At 71.1% G+C, this 24,876-nt stretch carries 23 protein-coding genes; 13 read left to right on the forward strand and 10 right to left on the reverse strand.

What is annotated here, in order from left to right; all coding sequences use genetic code 11:
* The first annotated feature begins 36 nt into the window (after positions 1–36).
* Genes ABD143_RS16775 through ABD143_RS16790 form a run of 4 tightly spaced genes read left to right on the forward strand, consistent with a single transcriptional unit; the run spans position 37 to position 6,161 of the window.
* Positions 37–1,074 (forward strand): cupin domain-containing protein, encoded by a 1,038-nt coding sequence (locus ABD143_RS16775; RefSeq protein WP_343978578.1) that lies wholly within the window; start codon positions 37–39, stop codon positions 1,072–1,074.
* 1 nt (position 1,075) lies between these two features.
* On the forward strand, positions 1,076–2,848 hold the full coding sequence (locus ABD143_RS16780) for a thiamine pyrophosphate-binding protein (protein WP_343978581.1): 1,773 nt from the start codon (positions 1,076–1,078) through the stop codon (positions 2,846–2,848).
* Positions 2,845–4,386: an aldehyde dehydrogenase family protein gene (locus ABD143_RS16785; protein WP_343978584.1), complete on the forward strand. Its 1,542-nt coding sequence runs from the start codon at positions 2,845–2,847 to the stop codon at positions 4,384–4,386. Before ABD143_RS16780 ends, ABD143_RS16785 begins: the two co-directional genes overlap by 4 nt.
* Positions 4,383–6,161, forward strand: a complete 1,779-nt coding sequence (locus tag ABD143_RS16790) for a thiamine pyrophosphate-binding protein (RefSeq protein ID WP_343978587.1) — start codon at positions 4,383–4,385, stop codon at positions 6,159–6,161. Before ABD143_RS16785 ends, ABD143_RS16790 begins: the two co-directional genes overlap by 4 nt.
* 403 nt (positions 6,162–6,564) lie before the next feature.
* Here the strand turns inward: ABD143_RS16790 and ABD143_RS16795 are convergent, their stop codons facing one another.
* The 3 genes from ABD143_RS16795 to ABD143_RS16805 all read right to left on the reverse strand — a co-directional run bounded on the left by ABD143_RS16795 (position 6,565) and on the right by ABD143_RS16805 (position 9,760).
* Entirely contained in the window at positions 6,565–8,238 is a 1,674-nt protein-coding gene (locus ABD143_RS16795) for an ABC transporter permease (protein ID WP_343978590.1), read from the reverse strand.
* 159 nt (positions 8,239–8,397) lie between these two features.
* Positions 8,398–9,528, reverse strand: coding sequence for an ABC transporter substrate-binding protein (locus tag ABD143_RS16800; RefSeq protein WP_343978593.1), 1,131 nt, complete (start codon positions 9,526–9,528; stop codon positions 8,398–8,400).
* Positions 9,529–9,592: 64 nt separating this feature from the next.
* Positions 9,593–9,760, reverse strand: a complete 168-nt coding sequence (locus ABD143_RS16805) for a hypothetical protein (RefSeq protein ID WP_343978596.1) — start codon at positions 9,758–9,760, stop codon at positions 9,593–9,595.
* A 319-nt stretch (positions 9,761–10,079) separates the two neighbouring features.
* Here ABD143_RS16805 and ABD143_RS16810 point away from each other — a divergent pair, with 319 nt between their 5' ends.
* On the forward strand, positions 10,080–10,850 hold the full coding sequence (locus ABD143_RS16810) for a FadR/GntR family transcriptional regulator (RefSeq protein WP_343978599.1): 771 nt from the start codon (positions 10,080–10,082) through the stop codon (positions 10,848–10,850).
* A 20-nt stretch (positions 10,851–10,870) separates the two neighbouring features.
* On the opposite strand, the gene phtC is transcribed toward ABD143_RS16810, so the two are convergent.
* From phtC to ABD143_RS16840, 6 genes are all read right to left on the reverse strand, one after another.
* Positions 10,871–11,605 (reverse strand): 3,4-dihydroxyphthalate decarboxylase, encoded by a 735-nt coding sequence (phtC, locus tag ABD143_RS16815; RefSeq protein WP_343978602.1) that lies wholly within the window; start codon positions 11,603–11,605, stop codon positions 10,871–10,873.
* The gene (locus ABD143_RS16820) at positions 11,602–12,462 is read right to left on the reverse strand and encodes an alpha/beta fold hydrolase (RefSeq protein WP_343978605.1); all 861 of its coding nucleotides are present in this window, start codon (positions 12,460–12,462) and stop codon (positions 11,602–11,604) included. Before ABD143_RS16820 ends, phtC begins: the two co-directional genes overlap by 4 nt.
* Positions 12,463–12,489: 27 nt before the next feature.
* Positions 12,490–13,323, reverse strand: a complete 834-nt coding sequence (locus ABD143_RS16825) for a 3-methyl-2-oxobutanoate hydroxymethyltransferase (protein ID WP_343978608.1) — start codon at positions 13,321–13,323, stop codon at positions 12,490–12,492.
* A gap of 41 nt (positions 13,324–13,364) precedes the next feature.
* The gene (locus ABD143_RS16830; protein ID WP_343978611.1) at positions 13,365–13,838 is read right to left on the reverse strand and encodes a hypothetical protein; all 474 of its coding nucleotides are present in this window, start codon (positions 13,836–13,838) and stop codon (positions 13,365–13,367) included.
* Positions 13,839–13,858: 20 nt separating this feature from the next.
* On the reverse strand, positions 13,859–15,145 hold the full coding sequence (locus ABD143_RS16835) for an aromatic ring-hydroxylating dioxygenase subunit alpha (protein ID WP_343978614.1): 1,287 nt from the start codon (positions 15,143–15,145) through the stop codon (positions 13,859–13,861).
* A 109-nt stretch (positions 15,146–15,254) separates the two neighbouring features.
* Positions 15,255–15,578, reverse strand: a complete 324-nt coding sequence (locus ABD143_RS16840; RefSeq protein WP_343978617.1) for a 2Fe-2S iron-sulfur cluster-binding protein — start codon at positions 15,576–15,578, stop codon at positions 15,255–15,257.
* A 79-nt stretch (positions 15,579–15,657) separates the two neighbouring features.
* Between ABD143_RS16840 and ABD143_RS16845 the strand changes: the two genes are divergently transcribed.
* From ABD143_RS16845 to ABD143_RS16875, 7 genes are all read left to right on the forward strand, one after another.
* A complete protein-coding gene (locus tag ABD143_RS16845; protein ID WP_343978620.1) occupies positions 15,658–16,491 on the forward strand; it encodes a 2,3-bisphosphoglycerate-dependent phosphoglycerate mutase in 834 nt (277 codons plus the stop codon).
* A gap of 56 nt (positions 16,492–16,547) precedes the next feature.
* Positions 16,548–17,312: a FadR/GntR family transcriptional regulator gene (locus ABD143_RS16850; protein ID WP_343978623.1), complete on the forward strand. Its 765-nt coding sequence runs from the start codon at positions 16,548–16,550 to the stop codon at positions 17,310–17,312.
* Positions 17,313–17,445: 133 nt separating this feature from the next.
* The gene (locus ABD143_RS16855) at positions 17,446–18,579 is read left to right on the forward strand and encodes a cupin domain-containing protein (RefSeq protein WP_343978626.1); all 1,134 of its coding nucleotides are present in this window, start codon (positions 17,446–17,448) and stop codon (positions 18,577–18,579) included.
* 106 nt (positions 18,580–18,685) lie between these two features.
* The gene (locus tag ABD143_RS16860; protein WP_343978629.1) at positions 18,686–20,287 is read left to right on the forward strand and encodes an ethanolamine ammonia-lyase reactivating factor EutA; all 1,602 of its coding nucleotides are present in this window, start codon (positions 18,686–18,688) and stop codon (positions 20,285–20,287) included.
* 29 nt (positions 20,288–20,316) lie between these two features.
* Complete coding sequence (locus ABD143_RS16865) at positions 20,317–21,384, forward strand: cupin domain-containing protein (protein WP_343978632.1); 1,068 nt, start codon at positions 20,317–20,319, stop codon at positions 21,382–21,384.
* 1 nt (position 21,385) lies between these two features.
* Positions 21,386–22,291 carry an ATP-binding protein gene (locus tag ABD143_RS16870; RefSeq protein ID WP_343978635.1) on the forward strand — a complete coding sequence of 302 codons (906 nt, stop codon included), beginning with the start codon at positions 21,386–21,388 and terminating at the stop codon, positions 22,289–22,291.
* Positions 22,292–22,491: 200 nt separating this feature from the next.
* The gene (locus ABD143_RS16875) at positions 22,492–24,105 is read left to right on the forward strand and encodes an HNH endonuclease signature motif containing protein (RefSeq protein ID WP_343978638.1); all 1,614 of its coding nucleotides are present in this window, start codon (positions 22,492–22,494) and stop codon (positions 24,103–24,105) included.
* 53 nt (positions 24,106–24,158) lie between these two features.
* Here the strand turns inward: ABD143_RS16875 and ABD143_RS16880 are convergent, their stop codons facing one another.
* Positions 24,159–24,392, reverse strand: a complete 234-nt coding sequence (locus ABD143_RS16880) for a hypothetical protein (protein WP_343978641.1) — start codon at positions 24,390–24,392, stop codon at positions 24,159–24,161.
* 62 nt (positions 24,393–24,454) lie between these two features.
* Here ABD143_RS16880 and ABD143_RS16885 point away from each other — a divergent pair, with 62 nt between their 5' ends.
* A complete protein-coding gene (locus ABD143_RS16885) occupies positions 24,455–24,829 on the forward strand; it encodes an acyl-CoA-like ligand-binding transcription factor (RefSeq protein WP_343978644.1) in 375 nt (124 codons plus the stop codon).
* The last annotated feature ends 47 nt before the right edge of the window (positions 24,830–24,876 follow it).

Raw genomic sequence — 24,876 nt, forward strand, 5'->3', positions numbered from 1 at the left:
ATTGCCTTCGAATGCTCTCGGCCGAAGGAGAATCCGGTGGGCGAAGACGGACGCGTGTTCGTACGTGGTCTCGAATCCGACAAGTACGAACTGGAGGCATTCCGACAACGCCAACTCGGACGGCGGCGGGTCCGGGACGAGACCGTCGTGGTCGACAGCGACAAGGGCGTCGCGCACTCCAGCGGCACCAAGCATGCACGCACGCACTGGCGGATCGGGCCGGGCGACGAGGAGTTCCTCACCCAGACCCTGCAGGTGCACTTCGTCGAGATCGACGGGCACGGCAGCAACAAGGGCCACGGGCACCAGAACGAGGCCGCCTTCTACATCCTCGAGGGCGCCGGCTACGAGATCCACGACGACCAGCGCTACGACTGGAAGAAAGACGACCTCGTCTTCGTCCACACCGACTCCGTGCACCGCCACTTCAACCCCTATGACGAGAAGGCTGTCGCGCTCGTCGTCAAGGCCAAGTGCACATGGATGTTCATGGGCCTGCTCCAGCAGGGCAGCGGTGGCCCGATCGAGCGCGAGGCGCAGTTCGGCCCCCGCGAGGACTGGTCGGCCATCTGGACGCCCGGGGTGCTCGACCGGCAGAAGGTGATCGGCGTCGAGGACACCGTCTGGGAGGACACCGAGCTCGGGCGGGTCCGCATCCTCACCAGCCCGCGCACCGACCACGCACGCCTGTTCAGCGTCGACGCGTTCGAATGGGCTGTCGACGCGGGCGGGAGGACGCCGCGCTACTGGAAGATGGCCGACGAGGTGCTCTACGCCCTGGACGGTGACGGGTACTCGCTGCACTGGGAGGTGCAGGCGGAGATCGCGGAGAAGTACTACGCCCACATCGCGCTCGAGCCGACCAGGCACGACTTCCGCAAGGGCGACGTGATCTACGTCCCGCAGAACACCGTCGCGCAGCACTTCGCCGCTGACGGCACGCCGCTGCGCATGCTGAGCTTCCAGAACCGGCTGCTCAAGCTCCTGGGTTACGACGCCGTCAAGATCCTTCCCGACGTACCGGCCGCCACGAGCGTCGACGCCTCGGCAGCGCTGGCCTCGGCGGGCGACTGAGATGCAGCTCGGCAACAGAACCGACGTCGAACTCCCGGTCGGGGTGGCGGAAGCGCCCGCCGCCTACGGCAGCGATCTCGTGGTGGACCTGCTGCGGGCGCTCGGGACCCGCTACGTACCGCTGAACCCCGGCTCGTCGTTCCGCGGCCTGCACGACTCGCTCGTCAACCACGGCGGCAACCGCGATCCCCAGCTGCTGCTCTGCGTGCACGAGGAGATCGCTGTCGCGCTCGCCCACGGCTACGCGAAGGGCTCCGGCCAGGTGGGTGTGGCGGCCGTGCACGACCTGGTCGGCCTCATGCACGCCTCAATGGCGGTCTACGACGCGTTCTGCGATCGCGCACCGGTACTGGTGCTGGGCGGCAGCGGTCCGGCCGACCCGGCCGCCCGTCGTCCGATCGACTGGGCCCACTCGGCGACCACGCAGGCCGAGCTGGTACGCGACTTCGTCACCTGGGACGCCGAGCCCGCGACGCCCGAGGCCTTCGTGACCGACGTCCTGAGGGCGCACAACCGGGCGCGGAGCAGTCCACAGGGCCCTGCCTACGTCTCGCTCGACGCCGGAGCGCAGGAGGCGCCGCTCGCCCGTCCGGTGCCGCTGCCCGACCTGACGCTGCACGCCCCTGCCCCGCCACCCGCGGCGGACGCCGACAGCGTGGAACGGGCGGTGCTGATACTCACGGAGGCGCGCTCGCCGGTGATCGTCGCCGGGTCGATGGGCTGGGACCCCGCCGCCACCGCAGTGCTGGTGGAGCTGGCCGAGCTGCTCGGGGCCGCCTACCTCGACGACCGCAACGTCGTCTCCTTCCCGACCACGCATCCGCTGAACGCCGGCGGCGACCGCACCTGGCTCGCCGAGGCCGACGTGCTGCTCGCCGTCGGGCTGCCCGACATCGGCGGGACGCTGCGCCGCGGCGGTCGTGGCCGGTCGACCGATAGCGACACCCCCGCTCCGCGCATCGTCGACGTCTCTACGGGGCATCTCGGCGACCGGTCCTGGAGCAACGCGATCGGGCCGCCCATCCCGCGCGCCGCCCAGCTCGTGGCCGACCCGCTGACCGGGGCCCGCCAGCTGCTGTCTGCGCTGCGCGGCCGGGTCGACGCCGCCAGTGCGGCAGCTCGCGGAACCCGGGTCCACGAACGGGTGCGGGCGCGCCGGGACGCCGAGGCCGAGCGGTTCCACGCGGAGCGGGACTCCACCCCCATCGCCCCGTCCCGGATGGTTGCGGAACTGTGGGCAGCGGTTCGCGAGGTTCCCCACCTGCTGTGCCTGCGCAACACGCGCAGCTGGCCGGAGGGGGTGTGGGAGCTGCCGGGTGCGGGCTCCTACCTGGGCCATTCCGGTGGCGGCGGGGTCGGCTACGGTCCCGGCGCGTTCGTCGGCGGGGCCCTGGCCGCGCGTGACCGCGGCCTGCTCGGGGTGGGGATCATCGGGGACGGTGACCTGCTGATGGCGGCGGGCGCGCTGTGGACGGCGGTGCACTACCGGATCCCGGGACTGCTCGTCATCAACGACAACGGTTCCTTCTACAACGACGAGCCGCACCAGGCCGCCGTGGCCCGTGACCGCGGACGCGAACCCGCGAACGCCTGGATCGGCATGCGGATGGCCGACCCGGCGATCGACCTGGACGCCCTGGCCGCCTCCTACGGCTGCTGGACGTCCGGGACGGTCACCGACCCCGGCGAGCTGGGCCCGAGCATCGCGAAGGCGCTGGCTGCGGCACAGGATGGAGCGATGGCAGTGGTGCACGTGCGGACGCGTCCGGCATGACCGGCGCCACCATCACATCGCGGGTGCTGGGCAGCGTCGACCGGGGCGCAGCGCCCGTGCACGCCGCGATGGCGATCGCAGGCGGCTGGTCCGCGGCCGCCTCCGGTGACCGGCTGGACTGCATCGATCCCACGACCGAGGAGGTTGTCGCCACCGTCCCGGCGGCCGGCCCCGCCGACGTCGACGAAGCCGTCCGCGCGGCCCAGGAGGCCTCACACTCCTGGCGGGCACTGCCCTGGCGACGGCGGGCCGGGCTCCTGCACGACCTGGCCGACGCGATCGAGGACGTCGCCGAACCGATCGCCCGGCTGGACGTCCTGGACAGCGGCAACCCGATCACGGGGATGCGCGGCGACGTGGTCTCGGCCGTCGCCGAGCTGCGCTACTACGCGGGACTCGCGGGCCAGACCCACGGCGAGTCCACTCCGACCGGGGCGGAGACCGTCTCCTATACCCGTCGCGAGCCCTACGGCGTCGTGGCCCGCATCGTGCCGTTCAACCATCCGTTCAAGTTCGCCACCGGCAAGTCGGCAGCGGCGCTCGCCGCCGGGAACGCCGTGATCGTCAAGCCGGGCGAGCAGACCTCGCTCTCGGCGATCGCCCTGGCCGAGATCGCCGAGGCCGTACTGCCCCCGGGTGTGCTCTCGGTTCTGACCGGCACCGGCGCGGTCGCGGGGCAGGCTCTGGTGTGCCACCCCGGCGTGCAGCGGGTGGCCTTCACCGGCTCGGTGCCGACCGGACGGCGCATCCTCGCTGCCGCGGCGCAGAACATCAGCCACGTCACCCTCGAGCTCGGCGGCAAGAACCCGCTGATCGTCTGCCCGGACGTGGACCCCGCACAGGCTGCACGCGACGCCGTCGCGAGCATGAACATCGCGCGCAGCAACGGCCAGTCGTGCGGCTCGACCTCCCGTGTCTATGTGCACGAGAGCGTGCGCAAACGGTTCACCGATGCATTGGTGGAGCGGCTCGAGGAGCTGCGGGTGGGCGATCCGCTCGACGAGGCCAACGACGCCGGTCCGCTCGCGTTCGCCGCCCACCACGCCCGCGTGCTCGAGCACATCGGGCGGGCGCGCTCCGACGGAGCGACGCTCGCCTTCGGCGGCGCACGACCGCTGGGCCTCGATCGCGGGTACTTCGTCGAACCGACGCTGTTCACCGACGTCACCGACGACATGGCGATCGCCCGGGACGAAGTCTTCGGACCCGTGATGGCCCTGCTGGGCTGGTCCGACCTCGACGACGTCGTGCGGCGCGCGAACGCGAGCGACCTCGGGCTCACCGCGAACGTCCTGACCAGGGACCTGGCGGTGGCACACCGCGTCGCGAACGAGCTCGAAGCCGGCTACGTCTACGTCAACGGGACCGGCCGACGTCCGCCCGGCTCGCCGTTCGGCGGCTGGAAACAGAGCGGCCTGGGCAAGGAGAACTCCCACGAGGAACTGCTGTCCTACACCCGCGAGAAGACCGTGACCCTGACGCTGCCCTCCGCGCTGCCGAGCTGGGCGCGCACCCGTCCGACCCGAGGTGACCGATGACCGACAGCCCCCGAGCCCACTCCCACGCCCCGTACGACAAGCCGACCTGGGGCTCCGATGTAATGGTCGACGCGCTCCGGCAGCTCGACCTGCCCTACGTCGCGCTCAACCCCGGGTCGTCGTTCCGCGGCCTGCACGACTCCCTGGTCAACTATGCGGGCGACGAGATCCAGATGATCGAGTGCCCGCACGAGAAGATCGCCGTCGGCGTCGCGCACGGCTACGCGAAGGCGACGGGACGGCCGATGGCGGTCATCCTGCACGACCTCGTGGGCCTGTTGCAGGGCACGATGGGCGTCTACTACGCCTACATCGACCGGGCACCGGTGTTGATCCTGGGCGGCTCCGGGCCGGCCGACCACACCCGTCGCCGCCCTTACATCGACTGGATCCACTCCGCGAACGTGCAGGGCCAGGTCGTGCGTGACTACACCAAGTGGGATCACGAGCCGCGGTCGATCGAGTCCGTTCCGGCGATCATCGCCCGGGCGCACCGAATCGCCACCACGGGTCCGTGCGGGCCGACGTACGTCGCACTCGACGCCGGGATGCAGGAGGACCCGCTGATCGAGCCGGTCGCGGTGGACGAGGTCGCCGCACTCGCGGCCGCGCCCGCACCGGTCGCGCCCGACCCGACCACACTGCGGGCGCTGGCCGAGGAGCTGTGTGCAGCCCATCGGCCGGTGATGGTGCTCGGCTACGCAGGCCGCGACCCTGCGTCCTTCCAGCATCTCGTCGAGCTGGCCGAGCTGGTCGGGATCGGGGCGGTCGACACGTACTGGCGGCTCAACTTCCCCACCCGCCATCCGCTCGCGGTCTACGACTCTGTCATCGACGACGCCGACTGCGTCCTTTTCGTCGACGTCAAGGACATGGTCAAGCCGACGCACCGCATCGACCGGCTCGCTCGCCGGGTCGAGTCCCGGCTCGACCCCGGCTGCCGGGTGCTCTCCCTCGGTTTCGGCGACATCGGGATCTCGTCCTGGAGCGAGGACTACGCGCAGCTGATCCCCGCGCACCAGTCGATCGTCGCCGACACGGCTGTCGCGCTGCCGCTGCTGCTCGCCGAGTGCCGGCGCCTGCTGGCGGACGAGGACGCCGGCCGGGCCGCCGCGCGGGCGGCGTGGAAGGCCGATCTCGCCGACCGCCACGAGCGCAAGCACGCCGAATGGGATGCCCGGGCCGCCGAGGCCGCGACGGAGACGCCCGTCGCCACCGCGCAGCTCGCCGCGGCGGTGTGGGAGGTCGTGCGCGAGCACGACTGGGTGCTCACGGCCGGCACCGCGTCCGAATGGGCACTGCGGCTGTGGGACTTCGATGCCCCTTACCGCCACCCCGGTCGCCAGCTCGGCACCGCAACCCAGATCGGGATCTCGCTCGGCGTCGCGTTGGCCCACAAGGGCACCGGGCGCCTCGTGGTGGACCTGCAGCCCGACGGCGACCTCATGTTCGACGTCGGCGCGCTCTGGGTGGCGAGCCGCTACCAGCTGCCGCTGCTCGTGGTCATGTTCAACAACCGGGCGTACTACAACGACTGGGAACACCAGGAGCGCCTCGCTGAGCAGCGGGGTACGCCGATCGAGCGCGCCCGGATCGGCATGGCCATCGACGAACCCGAGCCGGACTTCGCCACCGTCGCGAAGGGCTTCGGCTGGTACGCCGAGGGACCGGTCACCGACCCCGCGGCAATCACCGAAGCGGTCCGCAGGGCCGCCGCGCACGTGATGGAGTCCGGTGGGCCTGCCCTGGTGGACGTCGTCTGTCAGCCGCAGTGACCAGTACGCGGTAGCACCCGCAGAGTGACAGAACGGCTCATCCGTCCTTGGACGGATGAGCCGTTCTCGTTCGCGGGTGCGCCTTTCCGGCCGAACATCTCGCCATGCACTCGCGGGCACATCTTCACCAGCCTGCCCCGTCCCTAGCCGGGTCCCCACCCCGAGTCGCGACGATCGAACCTCGCGTCGTGCGCCGGCCGGCGCCGGTGATGCGCGCTCGCGGCCCGGGGGTTCGTACCGGAGTTCACCCTGGCCGCCACGCGACGTGACGTGCTCGAGCGACTACTCCCGCTGACATAGTTCGCGGCGTGGACGTGGGCGGCTGCGCGAGCCGCCCGCGTCCACGCCGCGGATCCTTCGTGGGTGCTGGGGTCGTGGGTGCTGGGGTCGTGGGTGCTGGGCGTCAGTCGGACCGCAGGCCGACCCGGGCGCCGACCTTGTAGGCGATCCCCACCAGAACGACGAGGATGAGCACCATGAGGACACCGAGCGCGGACAGCTCGGTGAACCGGGCGTTGGCGTACAGCTCGAAGATCAGGATCGACAGCACCTCGTTTCCCGGGCTGTAGAGCAGGATCGACGAGGAGAGCTCCCGGAACGACACGACGAAGATGTAGACCCATCCCGCGAGCATCGCCGGCGCCAGCAGGGGCAGCAGCACCCGCCGGAACGTCGCCCACCAGCCCGCCCCGCTGACCTGCGCCGACTCCTCGAGCTCCAACGAGATCGTCTGCATCCCGCTCACCGCGTAGCGCATGCCGTAGGGCATGTAGCGGGTGACGTAGGCGACGAGCAGGATGAAGATCGTGCCGTAGATCGGCAGCGGGCTGCGCAGGTAGACGAACGCGATACCGAGGCCGAGCACCAACCCGGGGATGGCGAGCGGGGAGACGGCGATGTGGTCGAGCAACTGCCTGCCGCGGATCCCCGAGCGGACGACGACCCAGGCCGCGACGGCCATCAGCGCCATCACGATCGTCGCGGCGCCCGCCCCGAGCAGGAGGGAGTTCTGCACCGCACGGCTCACCGCGGGGAGGTCGAAGATCCGCGCGAAGTTGTCGAGGCTCATCGACGCGAACGCCGCCGCCGACGGCGGCTGGTAGTAGGGCAGCAACGAGGCGTAGAGCAGCACCAGCAGGGGCGCCAGGACGGTGACGAAGAAGTAGACCAGGATCCCCGCCCCGATCACCGGCTTCCACCGACCGAGATCCATGGGCCGCGGACGGAAGCCCTTGCCGGTGATTGTCCCGCCGCCGTGCCCCGCGGACATCCGGTTGGAGACGTAGATGCCCAGCGCCGCGACCGCGAGCAGCCCGCAGGCGAGCGCGCCCGCCGCGGCGAAGTCCGTCGGGAACGACCGCAGCACCTGGTAGATCCGGCTGGTGAAGACGTAGACGCCGTTCTGCAGACCGAGCAGGGCGGGCACCTCGAAGCTTTCCAGGCTGCGCACCAGCATGATCAGGCTCGCGGCGACGGCCGCGGGGCGCACCAGCGGCATCGTCACCTTGCGGAAGGTCTGCAGGCGCGTCGCCCCGCTCACGAGCGCCGACTCCTCGAGAGACGGGTCGGTCGAGCGGAACGCCGCCACCATGAAGAGAAAGACGATGGGCGACAGGTGCAGGCCCTCGACCCAGATCATGCCCCACAGCGTGAAGATGTTGAACGCCCCTGGACCGAAGACCGGCTCGAGCATCTGGTTGATCAGCCCGATCTGCGGGCTTGCAAGGAAGATCCAGGCGATGGTGTAGAGGATCCCGGGGATGATCAGGGGGATGATCGACGCGGCGAAGAACAGCCCCTTGAACGGGACGTCGGTACGGACGTTGAAGTAGGCGAGGGCCGTCCCCACCACGAGCGACAGAGCTGCGGCGCCGACCGCGAACCCGACCGAGTTGCCCACGAGCGACCCGATCCGTTGGTCGCCGTAGGCGCGGGCGAACCCGCCGAGGCTGAAGCCGTTGTCGTCGCTGAACGCGCCCCACAGCAGGTACACCAGAGGGACGAGCCCGAGGTAGCCGACGACCACCACCGTCGCCGCCGCGATCAAGCTACGCGGGCGTAGGAGGGTCTCGCGCAACCGGACTCCGAGTGGTCGTCCGGCCCCGCCTCCCCCGGCTGCGGGCGCTCCCGGCGCCGGCTCCTTCCCGGGCCTGCTGGGCGGCGCGGTGGTGGTCACCATCGTGGTGGCTCCGATCTCTGACTGGTCGTGCGCGTGCTCGTCGGGTTTACCGGGGGGTCAGTTCGACGCGACCTGTTCGCCGCCCTGCACGAGCTGGTCGTAGCGGTCGGACCAGTTGCGGCCCTCGTCAACCAGCTTCTGGGCGTCCACCGGCTCAACCTGCAGTCCCCCGAGGGGGTCGGTGCCGTCCGGCATGACCGCGGGCGTGAGTCCGTTGTCGAGGATGAGCGCCTGGCCCTCCTCGAGGAACCAGTCCATGAACAGCATCGCGGTGCCCGGGTGCACGGCGGACCGCAGAGGTCCCCCGCCGTTGGCGCGGGCAATCACAGGCTGGACGAACGGCTGGTCGTCGACCGGCGCGCCCGCCGTACGGGCCTTCGCGGTGAGGTAGCTGTAGGAGGCCGCCACGACGCCGAACTCGCCCGCGGAGAGCAGCTCGACCTGGCCGGAGTGGCCCTTCGAGATCTTGGCCCCGTGCACCAAATCGGCGAAGTACTGGTCGATCTGGCTGTCGGACATGCCCTGCTTCTGCAGGTAGCCGTACAGGGTCATGTACCAGTCGTAGTCCCCGACCTCCAGGGAGATCAGCCCGTCGTACTTGGGGTCGGCGAGATCAAGCCAGCTCTTGGGGATCAGGTCCCCCGACACACGCTGGGTGTTCCAGGCCGGGGCGAAGATGTTGAACCGGGTCGGCGTCCACGCGTCGTACCGGAACTGTTCGTTGACCTTGTTCCGCTGCTCTCCTTCGTAGTCGCCGGTCAGGCCCTGGCCGGCGATGACCGCCATCTCGTTGGCGTTGGTCTCGACGATGTCGGCACCGGCGAAGTTCGCCGAGCTCTCCTGGAGGGTGCGCTGCAGGATGGTCTCGGAGTCCGCCCGGTAGAGCTCGACGTGGATCCCGAACTGCTGCTCGAAGGCCGGGATCACGATGTCGGCTATGTCGGCGTTGAGCGACGTGTAGATCGAGAGGGTTTTGCCCTCCTGCGCCGCGAGCTCGACGAGCCGCGCGCGGCGCTCGTCGCCGGTCATCGGGCCGACTTCGGCGTACACACCATCGGCTGCCGTGGTGCCGCCTCCCGCCGACCCGCCCCCGGACGTCGGGGAGCCACAGGCGACGGCCAGGGAGAGGGCGAGGACGGTACCTATTCCGACGAGCAGAGGTCGTCGGGACGACGGTCGGCGTGACATTGGTGTCTCCACGTGGTGGTGTCGTAACCCGGCGACCGTCGATGGCGCCGGGGTGGTGCCGCGTTCAGCTCTGCCGCGGATCGTGCGCCCGCTCGACGGTCCCGTCGCAGTCGGGCTGAACAGCCGACACGCGCTGGACGTCCGGGTCAGCGGACTTCGTGCGCATCTGCTCCAGGCCTTCTTCGGGGGAGCGCCGGCCGGCGAGCGGTTCGATGTCGTGCAGGCGCGTCATGCGGAGCAGGCCGGGGTCCTGGATCGCGAGGGAGCGCGAGGTGGCGTCGAGGTCCAGGGTGGAATGCTGGTGCCAGGCCCAGCGCGGCGGGGCAGAGAGATAGACGGGTAGTCGGCGTAGTCACGCATCCAGGACCTCCACGTCCTCCGGACCGCCCGACCAAAGAAGGGGCTAACGGCCTAACCATTCTAGCGCGGCCAACGTAGCCGCTGTCACGTCGTGCTGTAAAGCAGGGCGCGCGACTCGTTGGCGGCTCGGCCCTGCGGTCAACGTTCGCAGCCTGCGAAACCGCCGATGGGTGAGGTCTTACCATTGGCACATGCCAAAGCCGTTCGTCGCCGACGAACACCCGGCCCGGCCGGCGCGTTCCGCCGCCCCGGCCGACATCTTCAGCCGGGTGTCCGCAGGCCGCATCTCCGAGGTGATCGTGGAGCAGATCCGCGATCTGATCCGGCAGGGCCGGCTGGTGCCGGGCTCACGCTTGCCGGCCGAGCGCGAGCTCTGTGACCGGTTCGGGGTGAGCAGGGTCACCGTCCGGGAGGCCTTGCGGGTCCTGGAGGCCAGCGGGCTGGTCGACATCCGGATCGGCGTCCGCGGCGGCCCTGTCGTCACCGCGCCGAGCACGGACCGCGTCGGGGAAGGCATCACCGACCTGGTGACGATGTCGGTGTTCTCGGCCGTCGACGTGACCGAGGCGCGGCGGGTCCTCGAACTCGGCGTCATCCCGCTCGCGTGCGAGCGTGCCGATGCCGCCGACCTCGCCGCCCTCACCGAAGTCTGTGACCGCACCCAGGAGGCACTCGAGCAGGGCACCTACCGGGCCGATCTCTCCAGCGAGTTCCACTGCCTGCTCGCCGACGCCACGCACAACAAGGCGATCTCGATGCTTGCGCGCAGCTTGCGCGAGCCGATGGCCATGTCCCTCGACGAGGCCAGGACCGCCGCGCCGATCATGGGAGCGAAGGGCCTGCAGGAGCACCGGGACCTCATCGAGGCGATTCGCGCCGGGGAGGCCGACGCGGCACGGTCGATCATGGTGGACCACCTGGACCGGACCGCCTCGCGGATTGCGGGAGACCCGACGGAGTGACCGGCGCCGCGGTGGCCGCGCTACGCGCGCATCCCACCGAGCCGCCCCAGCTCGTGGCGCCAGGCGACGGAGGTGTTGAACGCCGTTCCGAGGTCGGGCAGGTCGGCCATGTCGGCGTCCGGCAGGTCGGTGAGCGTGCCGCCGGCGCCGACCACGCGCAGCGACAACCGGGCGAGCCGGTCGACACCGACCGCCTGCAGCACGGCTGACTCGACGCTCTCGCCCGCGCTGGTCAGCCCGTGCCCGCGAAGAACCACCACGGGCCTGTCCCCCATCGTGGCGACCATCTCGCCGGCGAGCCGCCGGTCGCGGATGAGAACCCCGCGCGGATAGACCGGCACCCCGCCCGCCGCCAGCCGGGTCGCCGGGATGTCGAACGCCCCGACGATCGGACGGATCGCGATCCCCGCCAGATCCGCCGCGACCACGTCGGGCGGATGCGCATGCACGACGGCGGCTACGTCGGGGCGGGTGCGCAGCACCTCCGTGTGCAGTGGCAACTCGTTCGGCGGGCCGTACCCGCCGTCCAGCTCACCCGCAGCGCCGGCCTGCCCGTCCAGGTCGACCAGCCGGATGTCCGCGCCCGTCGTGAACGCCAGCCCCCGCTCCTCCGGGCCCCGGCAACGCACCAACAGCCGCCGCTCATCGACCCGCAGGCTGACGTGCCCGAGGAACCCGTCCGCGAGCCCACGCGCGGCCAGCACCCGACAGGCGTCCGCGACCAGGGTGCGAAGCGGGGCGAGCTCCGCGCTCACCCCCGCGCCTCGCAGGCGTCGAGAAACTCCAGGATGCGGGGCGGAGCGGTCTGTGCGGTCTGCTCGGCCACCGGCACGTCCCAGTACTCCGCCCGCGGCAGGCACTCCTGCAGGTACCGGGCTGCCGACGGAGCGTGCGACTCATCCTGGCCGGGCACGATCAGCGCAGGGACCTCGAGCTGCAGCAGGTCCTCCGGCTCGGCACCCGGCACGGTGTCCCGGTCGAACATCGTGCGGGCCAGGCCGCCGACGACCACGACGTATCGATCGGGGTCGATCTTGGCGTACTCGGTGGCGAACGCGGGGTCGGTGCGGATCACGCTCACCCACGGCCCGACCCTGGGGTCGGCGGTGAAGCCCTTGTCCGAGCCCTGCACCAGGGCCACCACTTGCTCCAGGCCGTGCTCCTCGACGTAGGCCAGGTGTTTGCGGAACCGCGCGTGCTGCTTCATGCGGTACTTCACCCCGCCCGCCGGGGAGAACAGGACCATCCCGCGGACCCGGTCGGGGTGGGCGACGCCGAACGCCACGACCGTGGAGCAGCCGACGCACCCGCCCATCAGGTACGCGCTGCCGATCCCGAGGTGGTCGAGCAGGCCGCGCCCCTGGGCCACGTAGTCGGAGAACCCCACGCGCTCGACCCGGCCCCCCGAGCGGCCGGACTCACGCCGGTCGAAGGTGATGCAGGTGTAGCGCTGGCTCAGGTGGTCGAGCAGGTCCAGCCGCCGGTAGATGCCGACGGTGCGCCAGCTCTCGAGCGTCGAGTCGAAGCCCCCCGGCGAGAACATCAGCAGGGGTGGGCCGTCCCCGGCGAGCTCGTAGCGCGTGGTGATCCCGTCGACGACGGCAGTGGGCACGTGCGGTTCCTCTCGGTGGGGCGACGGTCAGGGCGCCGGTGGGACGGGGATGCCGCCGGGGAGCTGGCGGGCCGCCCGGACGTCGTCGGCGTACGCGCCGATCGCCTGCAGCGCGGTCTGCGCGACGTTGGCGTAGGTGTCGGAGGCGCCGTCGAGCGCCGACGCGGCGTACCCGATTGCCGCGTTGACCATCCGCACCCGCCCGTCGAGCCAAGGGCCGCCGCCGAAGCCGCCGAGCACCGGGATCGAGACGGCCTCGGCCACGGCGGCACCGACCACAGGCCCCGAGTTGGTGAAGTTCAGCAGGACCGCCCCCGCGTCCTCCAACCGCTTCGCTTCCGCGACGAGCTCGTCCTTGAGCTCCACGGGCACCTGGTCGGCGGCGGCCGGGATCGCCTTGTACTCGACGCCGAACCGCAGCGCTGTCTGTGGCGTGATCCCGAACTGCGCGAAGACCGGGATACCGGCGCGGGTGACCGCCTCGACAGCGTCGAGGTGGTCGGCGGCGCCGTCGAGCTTGACGAGGTCGACGCCGGCCTCCTTGACGAACCGGATCGCGGCCCGCACGGCGCTGGCGCTGCCCTCCTGCAGGGGGCCGAACGGGAAGTCGGCGCTGACCAGCGCCCGGCTCACCCCGCGCCGCACCGCCTGGGTCACGGTGAGCATCTGGTCCATCGTGATCTCGAAGGGGTTGGCGTGGCCCCACAGGTTCACGCCGACGGTGTCGCCGACCGAGACGAGGTCGACGCCGGCCCGGTCGACGATGCGGGCGATCTGGTAGTCCCACGCCACCACGCCGACGATCTTGTTTCCCTCCTGCTTCATCCGCTGGAGGGTGCGCACGGTGATCTTCTCGTCCACGTCGTCCCGTCTCTCGTCGCGTTCCTGGTCAGGTGCCCCGCTCAAGCCCGCAACGCCGTCAGCACCTCGACGACGTCGCTCTCGTCGGCGGTGGGCAGCAGCACGCGGGCGTGCGGGCGCAGCGCGGCGATGGCGTCGTCGGCCTCGTAGCCGTCACCGAGGACGAACCCCGCCGTCATCACCCCGCGCTCGAAACAGGCCCGGCCGATCGTCCGCGCGTACCGCGCGCCGGAGTCCTCGGTGGCGACCAGGAACACGGCGTCGGCACGGGCGAGCGCGTCGTCCAGCAGCGTGGGCAGGCCGTCGATGTCGCGCAGCAGCAGCCCGCCGGTGGACCCGCCCTCGCAGACGAAGAACCGGGCGTTGGCCCAACCATGCTGCGCAGCCACACGCCGGGTCACTCCCGCTGCGCCCTCGTCGAGCGCGATGATCCGCGGAGCCCGGGCAGGCGCGATCGGCCGGTCGATGCGGAAGCGCGACTCCGCCGCCGACGCCGCTCGCGCGCATTCGCTCATAAACATCGGGGCAGGCCCGGTCAGACCGACGAGATCGGCACGCCGGGCCGCACCCGGACGTCGTCGCGGCAGGCGTCGAGGAACGCCTCGGCCTGCGGCAGGACGACCGCCGCCGAGCGCACCCGGTGATGGGCCGGATCGACACCGGGCGGCGTCACACCCTCGTCGCGCAGTGCGATCACGGCCTTGCGCAGCTTCTGCCGCGCCTTGATGATGCCGCTGTCCGCGGGCACCAGCCGCTCCTTCGTGCGGTCCACGATCGGGCCCATGCTCTCCTGCAGGGACGCGTCCTGGATCGCGATGCCCTTGATCCCGGAGTAGTCCTCGCCGCGCTTCTGCGCCTCGCGGTCCATCAGATAGTCGTTGTCCATGTTGGCCGCCGGCCGGTAGGTGCCGGGGATGTTGCGGCTGTGCACCCCGTGGCCGTCGATCATCGCCTGCCGCTCTGCATCGGTCAGCGGGCGGATCGGGTGGTAGTCGAAGCTGTATGCCCAGCAGTTCTGGTCGTCGATCGGGATCCAGAAGTGGCCGTGGATCGGGTGGTCGCCGCGCGGTGGCACCATCGTGAACGCCGGCATGACCCACGGCGTGATGCGCCAGTAGTAGGTGCCCTCCTCGGCGTTTCGGCGGGCGCCGACGAACAGGCCGCCGTCGCAGTCGGCCACCTCGAAGAACGGCTTGGTGTCCTTCTGGTTGTACTCGTTGCCCTTCGCGCCCTTGAAGAGCGGATCGTTCTTCAGCCCGCCGGAGTGCAGCCAGGTGACGTGGCTGGAGTCGATGCCACCCTCGAACGCCTGCAGCCAGTTGCACTGTTGCAGCCGCTTCGACGTGTAGGTGTGCTCCGGCGGCACCAGTGCGAACTCGAACTCGGGCAGCTCGGGCTGCGTCGCAGGGTCGCCCATGTAGGTCCAGAGGACGTCGCCGATCTTGACCAGCGGGTACGCGGTGAGCTTCACGTTCTCGCAGAAGCTGCTGTTCTCGGCCTCGGACGGCACCTCGATGCACTGGCCCGTGACGTCGTACTTCCAGCCGTGGTACGGGCAGCGCAGGCCCGACTCCTCGTTGCGGCCGAACCAGAGCGAGGCGCCACGGTGCGCGCAGAACTCGTCGATCAGGCCGTACCGGCCCTGGCTGTCACGGAATGCGATGAGACGCTCGGACAGGAGTTTGACCCGCACCGGGGGACAGTCGTCCTCCGGCAGCTCCTCGGCGAGGAGCGCAGGCATCCAGTACTGCCGGAAGAGCGCGCCCATCGGCGTCCCGGGCCCGGTCAGCGTCAGGAGGTCGTTGATCTCTTTTCTGAGCACGGAGCGTCTCCCTCTTCACGTGCCGACGCGCCGCCGGGATCCGGCAAGCGAGACAGATTAGGGGCTAATGTCATACCGTTATCCCGCGACTGTCAAGCGAGCGGAGCCCTCAGGGCTGGTCCGGCGGGACGTCCACCGTCAGCCCATCGAGGTCGACCGTGACGGGGATCTGGCAGGACAACCGGCTCGTCGGCCGGCGATCCGACACACCGAGATCGAGGAGGTCCTCCTCCATCTCCCCGGGTGTCCCGACCAGGGACGCGAACTCCTCGCGCACCCAGACGTGGCAGGTGGCACAGGAGGCGTTGCCTCCGCACTCCCCGACGATGCCGGGGACCCCGTTCTTGACAGCCGCGGCCATGACCGATTCACCGACCGTCGCGTCGATGGCATGTTCCTGGCCCTCGGCGTCGACGTAGACGACCTTCGTCACGGTGTCGTGTCCTCTCCCGGAGCGGCGAGCTTAGGCTGGCCAAAGGACATCGGTCGTTTGGCCTGTCCATTAGACCATAGTGTCCACAGGAACGGCCAGACGACGGCCGGCCTGCGGCAACGAGGAGGATGACCTGCCGACACTGATCCTGCTACGACACGGCGAGAGCGACTGGAACGCGGAGAACCGGTTCACGGGCTGGGTGGACGTGGACCTCACACCACACGGCGAGGAGCAGGCGCGGCGCAGCGGCGCCATGCTGCGCGACGCGGGCCTCCTGCCGGCCGCCCTGCACACGTCCGTGCTCACCCGCGCCGTCCGCACGGGCGCGATCACGCTGCAGGCCGCAGGCCGGGCAGAAGTTCCCACCCGGCGGCACTGGCGGCTCAACGAGCGGTGCTACGGCGCCCTGCAGGGCAGGGACCGGCGAGCGGTGCGGGCCGAGTACGGCGAGAAGCAGTTCCGCGTGTGGCGCCGGTCGTACGACGGGGCGCCTCCGCCGCTGCCGCCGGGCAGCGAATGGGACGTCTCGGCCGACCCGCGCTACGCCGGCGTCCCTGTGCCACGCACCGAGAGCCTGGCCGACGTCGTCGCCCGCCTACTGCCCTACTGGACTGACGTGATCGTCCCGGACCTGCGGGAACACGGCACGGTGCTCGTCGCGGCACACAGCAACTCGCTGCGCGCCCTCATCGCGCACCTCGACCGGCTCTCCCGCGAGGAGGTGCTCGACCTGAACATCCCGACCGGGATGCCGCTCCTCTACCACCTCGGCGGCGATCTGAGGCCGCGCGTCCGCGGGGGCCGCTACCTCGACCCGGACGCCGCACGGCGGGCGGCCCTCGAGGTCGCGCGGCAGGGCCTTCCGACGGCCGGGCCGGCGGCCGAGCCGACCCGGGGCGCGCGGCTGTGACTCGCCCAAAGGTAACAAGGTCAGACCGATCGGGCGCCCGGCCGTACACTGCCATCGTGACGACACCGGGATTGCCCCCTTCCGCTGCACCCGGGGCGGGAGGCAAGGGCGACCTGCTCACCCGGGTGAGCATCGGACGCATCTCCGAAGTGATCGTCGACCAGATCCGCCTGCTCATCCGGCAGGGCGATCTGGCGGCGGGCGACCGCCTGCCGTCCGAGCGCGAGCTATGCGAACGCTTCGGCGTCAGCCGCGTCACCGTCCGGGAGGCGTTGCGCGTCCTGGAGGCGAACGGACTGGTCGAGATCCGGGTCGGCGCGCGCGGTGGCGCCTTCGTCACGGCGCCGAGCAGCCGGCTCGTCGGGGAGGGCATCGCCGACCTCATCACGCTGTCGACACTCTCCGCCGCGGAGGTCACCGAGACCCGCATCGTGCTCGAGCTCGGGATCGTGCCACTGGTGTGCGAGCGCGCGACGGAGGAGGACATCGCCGCGCTGTACGAGATCTGCGACCGCAGCGCCGCGGCACTGGAGGACGATGACTACCCGCTCTCCCTGTCCGGGGAGTGGCACACGCGCTACGCACAGGCAGCGCACAACGGTGCCGTCGCCATGCTCGTCGAGTCGCTGCACGATCCGCTGATCATGTCCCTCGAACGGGCCCGGCAGGCTGCGCCGATGCACGGCAGGCGCGGCGTGGACGAGCACCGCGCGCTGGTCGGCGCGATCGCCGCACGGGACGTCCAGCGGGCGACCGAGCTCATGCGCACCCACCTCGAGCGGACGGCGGAACGCGTCGCGACCGCCGAGCGCGGGGACTGAGTACCCCGCCTGCGTCGCACGTTCGTTGACACAGGCGAAGCAATGGGAATATGGTCTTACCATTATCGGCTATCGGCAGCGCGCTCCCAGCGCAGCCGCGGCCTGTCCCGCATCGCGATCAGGAAGGCCGCGGATGGCTAAGGACGCGCTCGTCAGCGAGAACCTGGCGAACAAATTCGCCACGGAGAAGGACTCCCCCTACACGCGCTGGGTCGCCGCGGAGGGCTTGGACATCATCGCGGCCCACTACGTGCCCAACCTGCGCACGGTCGAGCTCAAGCCGTGGGACCGGCGCGGCGGCCGCGGCGTGTTCATCAACCACGAGGCCACGCGGACGTCCAACGACTGCTACGTGTGCGAGATCCCGGCCGGCGGCAAGCTCGCGCCGCAGCGGCAGCTCTTCGAGGAGATGATCCTCGTCCTCGACGGCCACGGCTCCACCAAGGTGTGGAACGACGCCGGCGCCGAGGTCACCTTCGAGTGGCAGCCCGGCTCGTTGTTCGCGATCCCGCTCAACGCCAACCACCAGCACTTCAACGGCTCCGGCCGGCAGGCGGCCCGGTTCGTCTCCTCCACGAACCTGCCGCCGGTGCTCAACCTGTACGACGACGTCGAGTTCGTCTTCGGCACCGCCAAGGACTTCCCGAACCGCTTCAACGGCGAGCCGGACTACTTCGCGCCGAACGGCGAGCAGAAGGGTCTGCTGCTCGACACCAACTTCGTCGCCGACGCGGTGAACCTGCCGCTGATCGAGGCGAAAGAGCGCGGCGCGGGCGGCGGGCACATCCGCTTCGCGATGGCCAAGGGCTCGATGAACAGCCACATCTCGCAGTTCCCGACCGCGACGTACAAGAAGGGGCACCGGCACGGCCCCGGGGCCCACGTCATCATCCTGTCCGGCGAGGGCTACAGCCTGATGTGGCCGGAGGGCGAGGAACCGCAGCGCTACGAGTGGGGCCCGGGCACGCTCATCGTGCCGCCGAACATGTGGTTCCACCAGCACTTCAACACCGGGACCGAGCCCGGCCGCTACCTTGCGTTCAAGCACGAGGTGGTCTCGGTGCGCAACGCGCAGGGCGTGCCGAAGGCGTGGATCAGCATGCGCATCGGCGGCGACCAGATCGACTACGCCGACGAGTCCGGCTACGTCCGCGAGACCTTCCGCGAGGCGCTCGCCAAACACGGAATGCAGCCTCAAATGGAGGCTGCCTATGAGGCGGAGCTAGCCACCCTCCCGCCCGCGCCGGAGCGAGCGGTCACCGTCTGAGTGCCGCGACACGACGGTGTGCGGGTCGAGCCCCCCACGGCCCGCACACCGTCCCCGGCCGAGGGCAACCGGTCCTGCATGCCCCGGTACGGAGCAAGGGAGCACGATGACCGAGCACGGGCACGAACCCGCCCCGTCGCTGGTCTACTCGGCCTACGAGCCGGATCACGACCACGTGCACGACGACGAGGCCTTGAGCCCGCTCGAGGACAACCCGATCTGGCAGCAGGACAACGTGACCCTGCACAGCGTCGGCATGGACATCGGGTCGTCCGGCACCCAGGTCGTGTTCTCCAGGCTGCACCTGCGCCGCATCGGTGAGGAGCTGACCAGCCGCTACGTCGTGATCCGTCGCGAGACGACCTACCGCTCCCCCGTCACTCTGACGCCCTACGCGAGCGCGGAGCACATTGACGCCGAGGCGCTGGGCGGGCTCATCGACGAGGCATACGGCGCCGCGCAAGTCGACCCGGCGGTGGTCGACACCGGCGTGGTGATCCTCACCGGCGAGGCCCTGCGGCGGCGCAACGCCGAGGCGATCGCCGGCGTCCTCGCCGAGCGGGGCGGCGAACTGGTGACCGCCACCGCAGGCCATCACATGGAGGCCATGCTCGCCGCATACGGCTCGGGGGCGGCGAAAGCCTCCTACGACGGCGCAATGCGCATCCTCAACGTCGACATCGGCGGCGGGACGACCAAGCTCTCACTGCTGGACCGCGGGCGGGTCGTCGCGACGGCGGCGGTGCACGTCGGGGGCAGGCTGCAGGTGGTCGACGACGCGGGGCGGATCGTCCGGCTCGACCCGGCGGGCCGGGAGCACGCCGCACGTGCGGGCCACGCGTGGCAGCTCGGCGACCACGTCACCGCGGCCGAGATCGAGCAGGTCGCGGGGACGATGGCGGACGCGCTCGTCGCAGTCCTCACCCACGACCCGGTCCCCGCGGACGTCGCAAGTCTGCTGCTCACCGAGCCCCTCGGCGACCTCGGAGAGGTCGACGGGATCATGTTCTCCGGCGGGGTCGCCGAGTACCTCTACGGCCGCGAGACCCGCCGGTTCGGAGACCTCGGCCAGCCGCTCGGGCAGGCGATGCGCCGCAGGCTCGACTCCGGCGTCCTGCCGTTGCCGCTCCTGCCTGCGGGCGAGTGCATCCGCGCCACCGCGCTCGGCGCCTCGGAGTACAGCGTCCAGCTGAGCGGCAACACCGGCTACATCTCCGACCCGGACACCCTCCTCCCCCAGCGCAACCTGCAGGTCGTGCGGCCGGTGTACCAGCTAGGCCCGGAGGTCGACGCGTCCGCCTTGGCCGGCGCGATCCGCCGCCACCTCGTCGCGCTCGACGCCGCGGGCACCGACGCCGACGTCGCGATCGCCCTGACCTGGAGCGGGCTCCCCAGCTACGACCGGCTCCTGCCGTTCGCGACGGGTATCCGGGACGCGCTCGCAGACCGGCTCGCGCGCGGCAGGCCACTCTACGTGGTGCTGGACGGTGACGTCGCGATGACACTGGGCCGGCTGCTGCGTGCAGAGCTGGGGGTCACCGCCGAGCTGCTCGTCGTGGACGGGCTCGCCCTGCGCGACTTCGACTACATCGACATCGGCCGCGTCCGGTACCCGTCCCACACGGTGCCGGTGACGATCAAGTCGCTGGTGTTCGGCGACATGCCCGACGAAATGATCGACGACGACCTGTCGGCGATGCAGGGCTGACGTATACCAAAAGTCGGTGAGGAGTGCGCATGGCGACGAGGACGACGACCGGTGTCACCCACTACCACGTGCAGAAGAAGCGGCGGGCGGCGCTCCTGGAGGAGTGGCGGCAGTACCGCAACACCGTGGTCCGGCTCGGCGACGTGACGATGCACGACACGGCCCGCGGGATGCGCCGCGGCGTGTACGTGAGCGCCGACGGCGACCGCCCCACGCGGACGATGGACGCGCTCGCCCACGAGGTCGACCCGGGGGCCGTCTCGACGGTCCACCGCCACTCGTGGGACGCGATGCTGCTCGTCGTGGCCGGGTGGGGCTGGACGGAGATCGACGGCCGGCGCATCGACTGGGGCCCGGGCGACTCGCTGCACCTGCCCGCGTGGGCCTGGCATCGGCACGGCAACGAAGGCACGGAGACCGCACGCTTCCTGAGCTTCTCCAGCGAGCCGATGCTCGAGACGATGGGCATGGCCTTCCAGGAGGACGGCGGGCACACGCCGGTCGAGCAGCTCCCGCCGCGCCCGCCCTACGCCGCCTCGATCGACGGCGACGACCCCTACGCCCGGCGCATCCGCAGGCTCGCCAAGGACCAGGACGCCCGCCGGTCGGGCCGGCTGCACACCAGCTGGGACGACCTGGAGCTGCTGCAGACCCCGCGCGGCACCCGCACGACCTTCCTGCTCGACCGGGCCATCGGCTACCAGGCCTCCGGCATCACGATGGCGATGTTCGAGATCGGGCCCGGGCGCGGGCAGTCCATGCACCGCCACCCCGGCGAGGCCTGGCTCTACGTGCTCGAGGGCAGCGGCCACACGTTCCTCGGCACGGAGCCCGACAAGGGCGAGGTGCACCCGTGGGAGAAGGGCGACATCATCGTCGTCGACCATTTTCTGTGGCACCAGCACTTCAACGACGACCCGGAGAAGACCGCGAAGGTCGTGCGTATCCACATGTTCGACAGCCTGCTGGAGACAATGCGCATTCTGACCGACCCGCTGGTGCTCTTCGAGGAGCCGCCGGACGCGATCCGGGACGCCCAGGCCGGCGACTACTCGACGATCGAGTGGCCGCCGTTGCAGCGGCCCACGTGGCCCTGACATGCCGGCGAACGCGCTGCCGCAGGGTGTGCTGTCGGTGCACGCCCTGCCGTCGGACCACCACGACGGCCCCTGGGACCACATCATCGTCCCGTCCGGGACGAAGGAGCGGTTGCTCGCCACCGCGCTGCTGACGATGCGGCACGGCAGGCGGCTGGCCGCACTCCCGGGCCTCCCCCACGGTCTCGTCGTCATGGCCGGGCCGCCCGGAACCGGCAAGACCACCCTCGGCCGCGGCGTCGCCCAGGCCGCGGCCAGGGCACTCGCCCCGCAGGGCGCCACCACCTACATCGAGATCGACCCACACGCCTTCCCCAGCGAGATGCTCGGGGAGAGCCAGCGCGCGATCACCCGCCTCATGACCGACACGATCCCCGAGCTCGCCGCGCGGCGCCCCCACACCGTGGTGCTGGTCGACGAGGTCGAAAGCCTGGCCGTACGACGGTCGGCCGCGTCGTTCGAAACCAACCCGGTCGACGTGCACCGCGCGACGGACGCCCTGCTGGCGGGCATCGACAGCGTCGCCGAGCACCATCCCGGGGTCCTGTTCGTCACGACGACGAACTTCCCGGCGGCGATCGACGAGGCGTTCCTGTCCCGGGCGGATCTGGTGCTGCACGTCCCGCTGCCGGACGAGGTGACCATCGCCGCGATCCTGCGTGCCTCGCTCCGTGAGCTGGCCGGGCTCTGGCCGGAGGTCCGGCCGCTCGCTGAGGACGCGGCGCTGCTGGGCGAGCTCGCGTCGCGGTGCACCGGGTGGAACGGCCGACGGGTGCGCAAGCTCGTGCTCGCCGCGCTCGCCCAGCGCCTCGACGTCGCTCTCGATCCCGCGCTGCTTACCGCGACAGACCTGCTCGCCGCGGCCGACGTCGCCGGGGCCGGCCCGGCGCTGTCCGAGGCGGCCTGAGCCGGGGTTCAGGACAGCACTTCCCCATAGGCTGCGTTCTGCGGAACGCGTTCAGGTCGGCAGGGTCGGCCGGGACAGCCGGGGCTGGTCAGCCGGGAAATGTCGGTGCGTCATGACATCGTCAGAGTCGAACATGCGCTCGGCTTTGGGGGTATCTAGTGCGTCAGACGATGGTTCCGTCGCGGCTGAGCCTCGGGGAATTGGAGTCCGAGTTGTTGGGCCTGGCCGGGCACATCGCCGCGGCGCAGTGCCGGTTCCTGCAGCTGCTGGCCGAGTTCGACCGCCGCGACGGGTGGGCCGGCCCGGGCTTGCGGTCGTGCGCGCACTGGCTGTCCTGGAAGGCCGGGATGAGCCTGCGCACCGCCATCGAACAGGTCCGGGTCGCGCACGCCCTGGCGAAGCTGCCGCGGGTCACCGAGGCCTTCGCTGCCGGACGGATCTCCTACTCCAAGGTCCGCGCGATCACCCGGGTCGCCGACCACCCCGTCGACCAGCCACAACCCGAGCAGGTCGACGACGATCCGAAGATGCCCGATCAGCCGGGTCCGCGGTGGGCGCCGGCGCAGGAGGTGGAGCAGACGCTGCTGCAGGTGGCGTTGGGCGGCACCGCCAGCCACCTGGAGACGGTGGTGCGTGCGGTGCGGCGCCGCCCCGCCGACCCGGCGAAGGCCCAGGCCGCCCGGTCGCTGTCCTGGGCCTGGGCCGACGACGGCTCGCTGGTGCTGCGCGGCCGGCTCGCACCGGCCGAGGGCGCCACCTTGGTCGCCGCCATCGAAACGCTCGTCCCCGCCACCGCCACCGCCACCGCCACCGCGACCCGACCCGAGCCGCGCGAACGCCCCCCGGACTGGCAGCACCGGGCGGTCGAACACGCACCCGGCGCCGCCGCCGACCGGGTGGCCGCCCGCCGCGCCGACGCCCTGCTCACCTTGATCGACACCGCCACCGACCTCGATAGCGACGCCGATCTTGACGACCTGCACCCGGACGACCCCGACCACGGCGACGGCAGAGATATCGGCAGCGAGGCCGACGCAGCCGCCGGGGTGATCGACGCCGACACCGGTGCGTCCGTCGACGACGAGGCCAGCGCCGGCAAGGCCGGCGGGTGCGGCCAGCGTGCCCGGCCCGGCCGGGGCCGCCGCGGCGCCCAGCCCACAACCCGCCATAACCGACGCCGGCGCCACACCCCGCGGCGTCCGGTCGTCCGCCGCGGCCAAGCCAAGGTCATCGTGCACATCGACGCCGCGACCGGCACCGCTCGCATCCCCGGTGGCCCCGAACTACCTCCCGCCGCCGCCGAGCGGCTCGGCTGCGACGCCCAGGTCCAGCTGCTGCTGCCAGAGCCCCGATCCAACCGGCTCTACCTCGGCCGCACCCGCCGCCTCGCCTCCCCCGCCCAGATCGCCGCACTCACCATCCGCGACCACGGCCGCTGCCGATTCCCCGGCTGCACCCACACCCGCCACCTCCACGCCCACCACGCCCGCCCCTGGTGGGCCGGCGGCCCCACCGACCTCGACAACCTCGTTCTCGTGTGTCCGTTCCACCACCAGCTCATCCACGACCGCGGCTATCAGATCCGCTGGACCGGCCACCGCTGGCAAGCGCTGCGCCCCGACGGCACCGACGTCCCCGAGGCCGGCCGCCCGCTCGCCGGCAACCTCGACGGCCTCGTCGAGCACGCCACCCGCAGCGGCCAACTCATCACCGACCGCTCGCTCACCCCCACCTGGTACGGCGAAACCCTCGACCCCGCACCCATCCTCGACACCCTCCTCCCCCGCCACGTCCCCGCCGCCACAGCAGCCTGAACCAGCACGTTCCGCGGAACGCGTCTCGCAGCAGCAGGCGAGGCTGACGCGGTTCAGCCAGCGACGGTCGGCTGAGTCGGCCCGTGGACGTGCCCGTCGGGCCGGATCCGTAGCGGCATCCCGTCGGTCAGGCCGAGCCGTTGCCGGGCGGCCCGGCGGTGGTCGAGGAACGTGCTCGTGCGGTCGCCGCAGCGGAGGGTCAGCTCGGTGCCGGCGATCCGGAGCTCCGTGTCCCCGCAGGCGGGCAGGTTCGGGTGCAGGGATGTCGGGTGGCCGTCCGGGGTCATGAGCGGGATGTCGGGGACCCGCGCTCCGGCCGGGCTGCGCAATCGACATCGAGACCGTTGAAGTGACCTTCCGGCAGGCGCCCGCCGCTGAATCCCTCGCCGCGCTGCTGACGCGGGCCGTCGACGCCGTGGTGACCGACCCCCAGGCCTTCGCCCGGTTCGCCGACGTCGTGCTCGCCATCCCCGCACTGCGTGCGCTCTACCTGGGCATGCTCGCCGACTTCGAGGACGCGCTGCGTGACCTGATCGCCCGCCGGCTCCGGATCTCACGCCAGGGCGAACGAGCCCGGATCCTCGCCGCCGCCGCGGTCACCGGCTACTGGGTCGGACTGGAGGCCTGGATGACCATGGAGCCCCGGCCCGAGCCCGGCCCCGTGCTGCAACGCACCATGACAGTGGTCATCGAGCCGCTGACAACAGTCACAGCCGAGGGCTGAGCAAAGGCGTTCGATGATCACTGCCCGCGGCGGACACCAACCCCGGT

It is taken from the genome of Pseudonocardia aurantiaca, assembly GCF_039526725.1.
In the GTDB taxonomy this organism is placed as follows: Bacteria; Actinomycetota; Actinomycetes; order Mycobacteriales; family Pseudonocardiaceae; genus Pseudonocardia; species Pseudonocardia aurantiaca.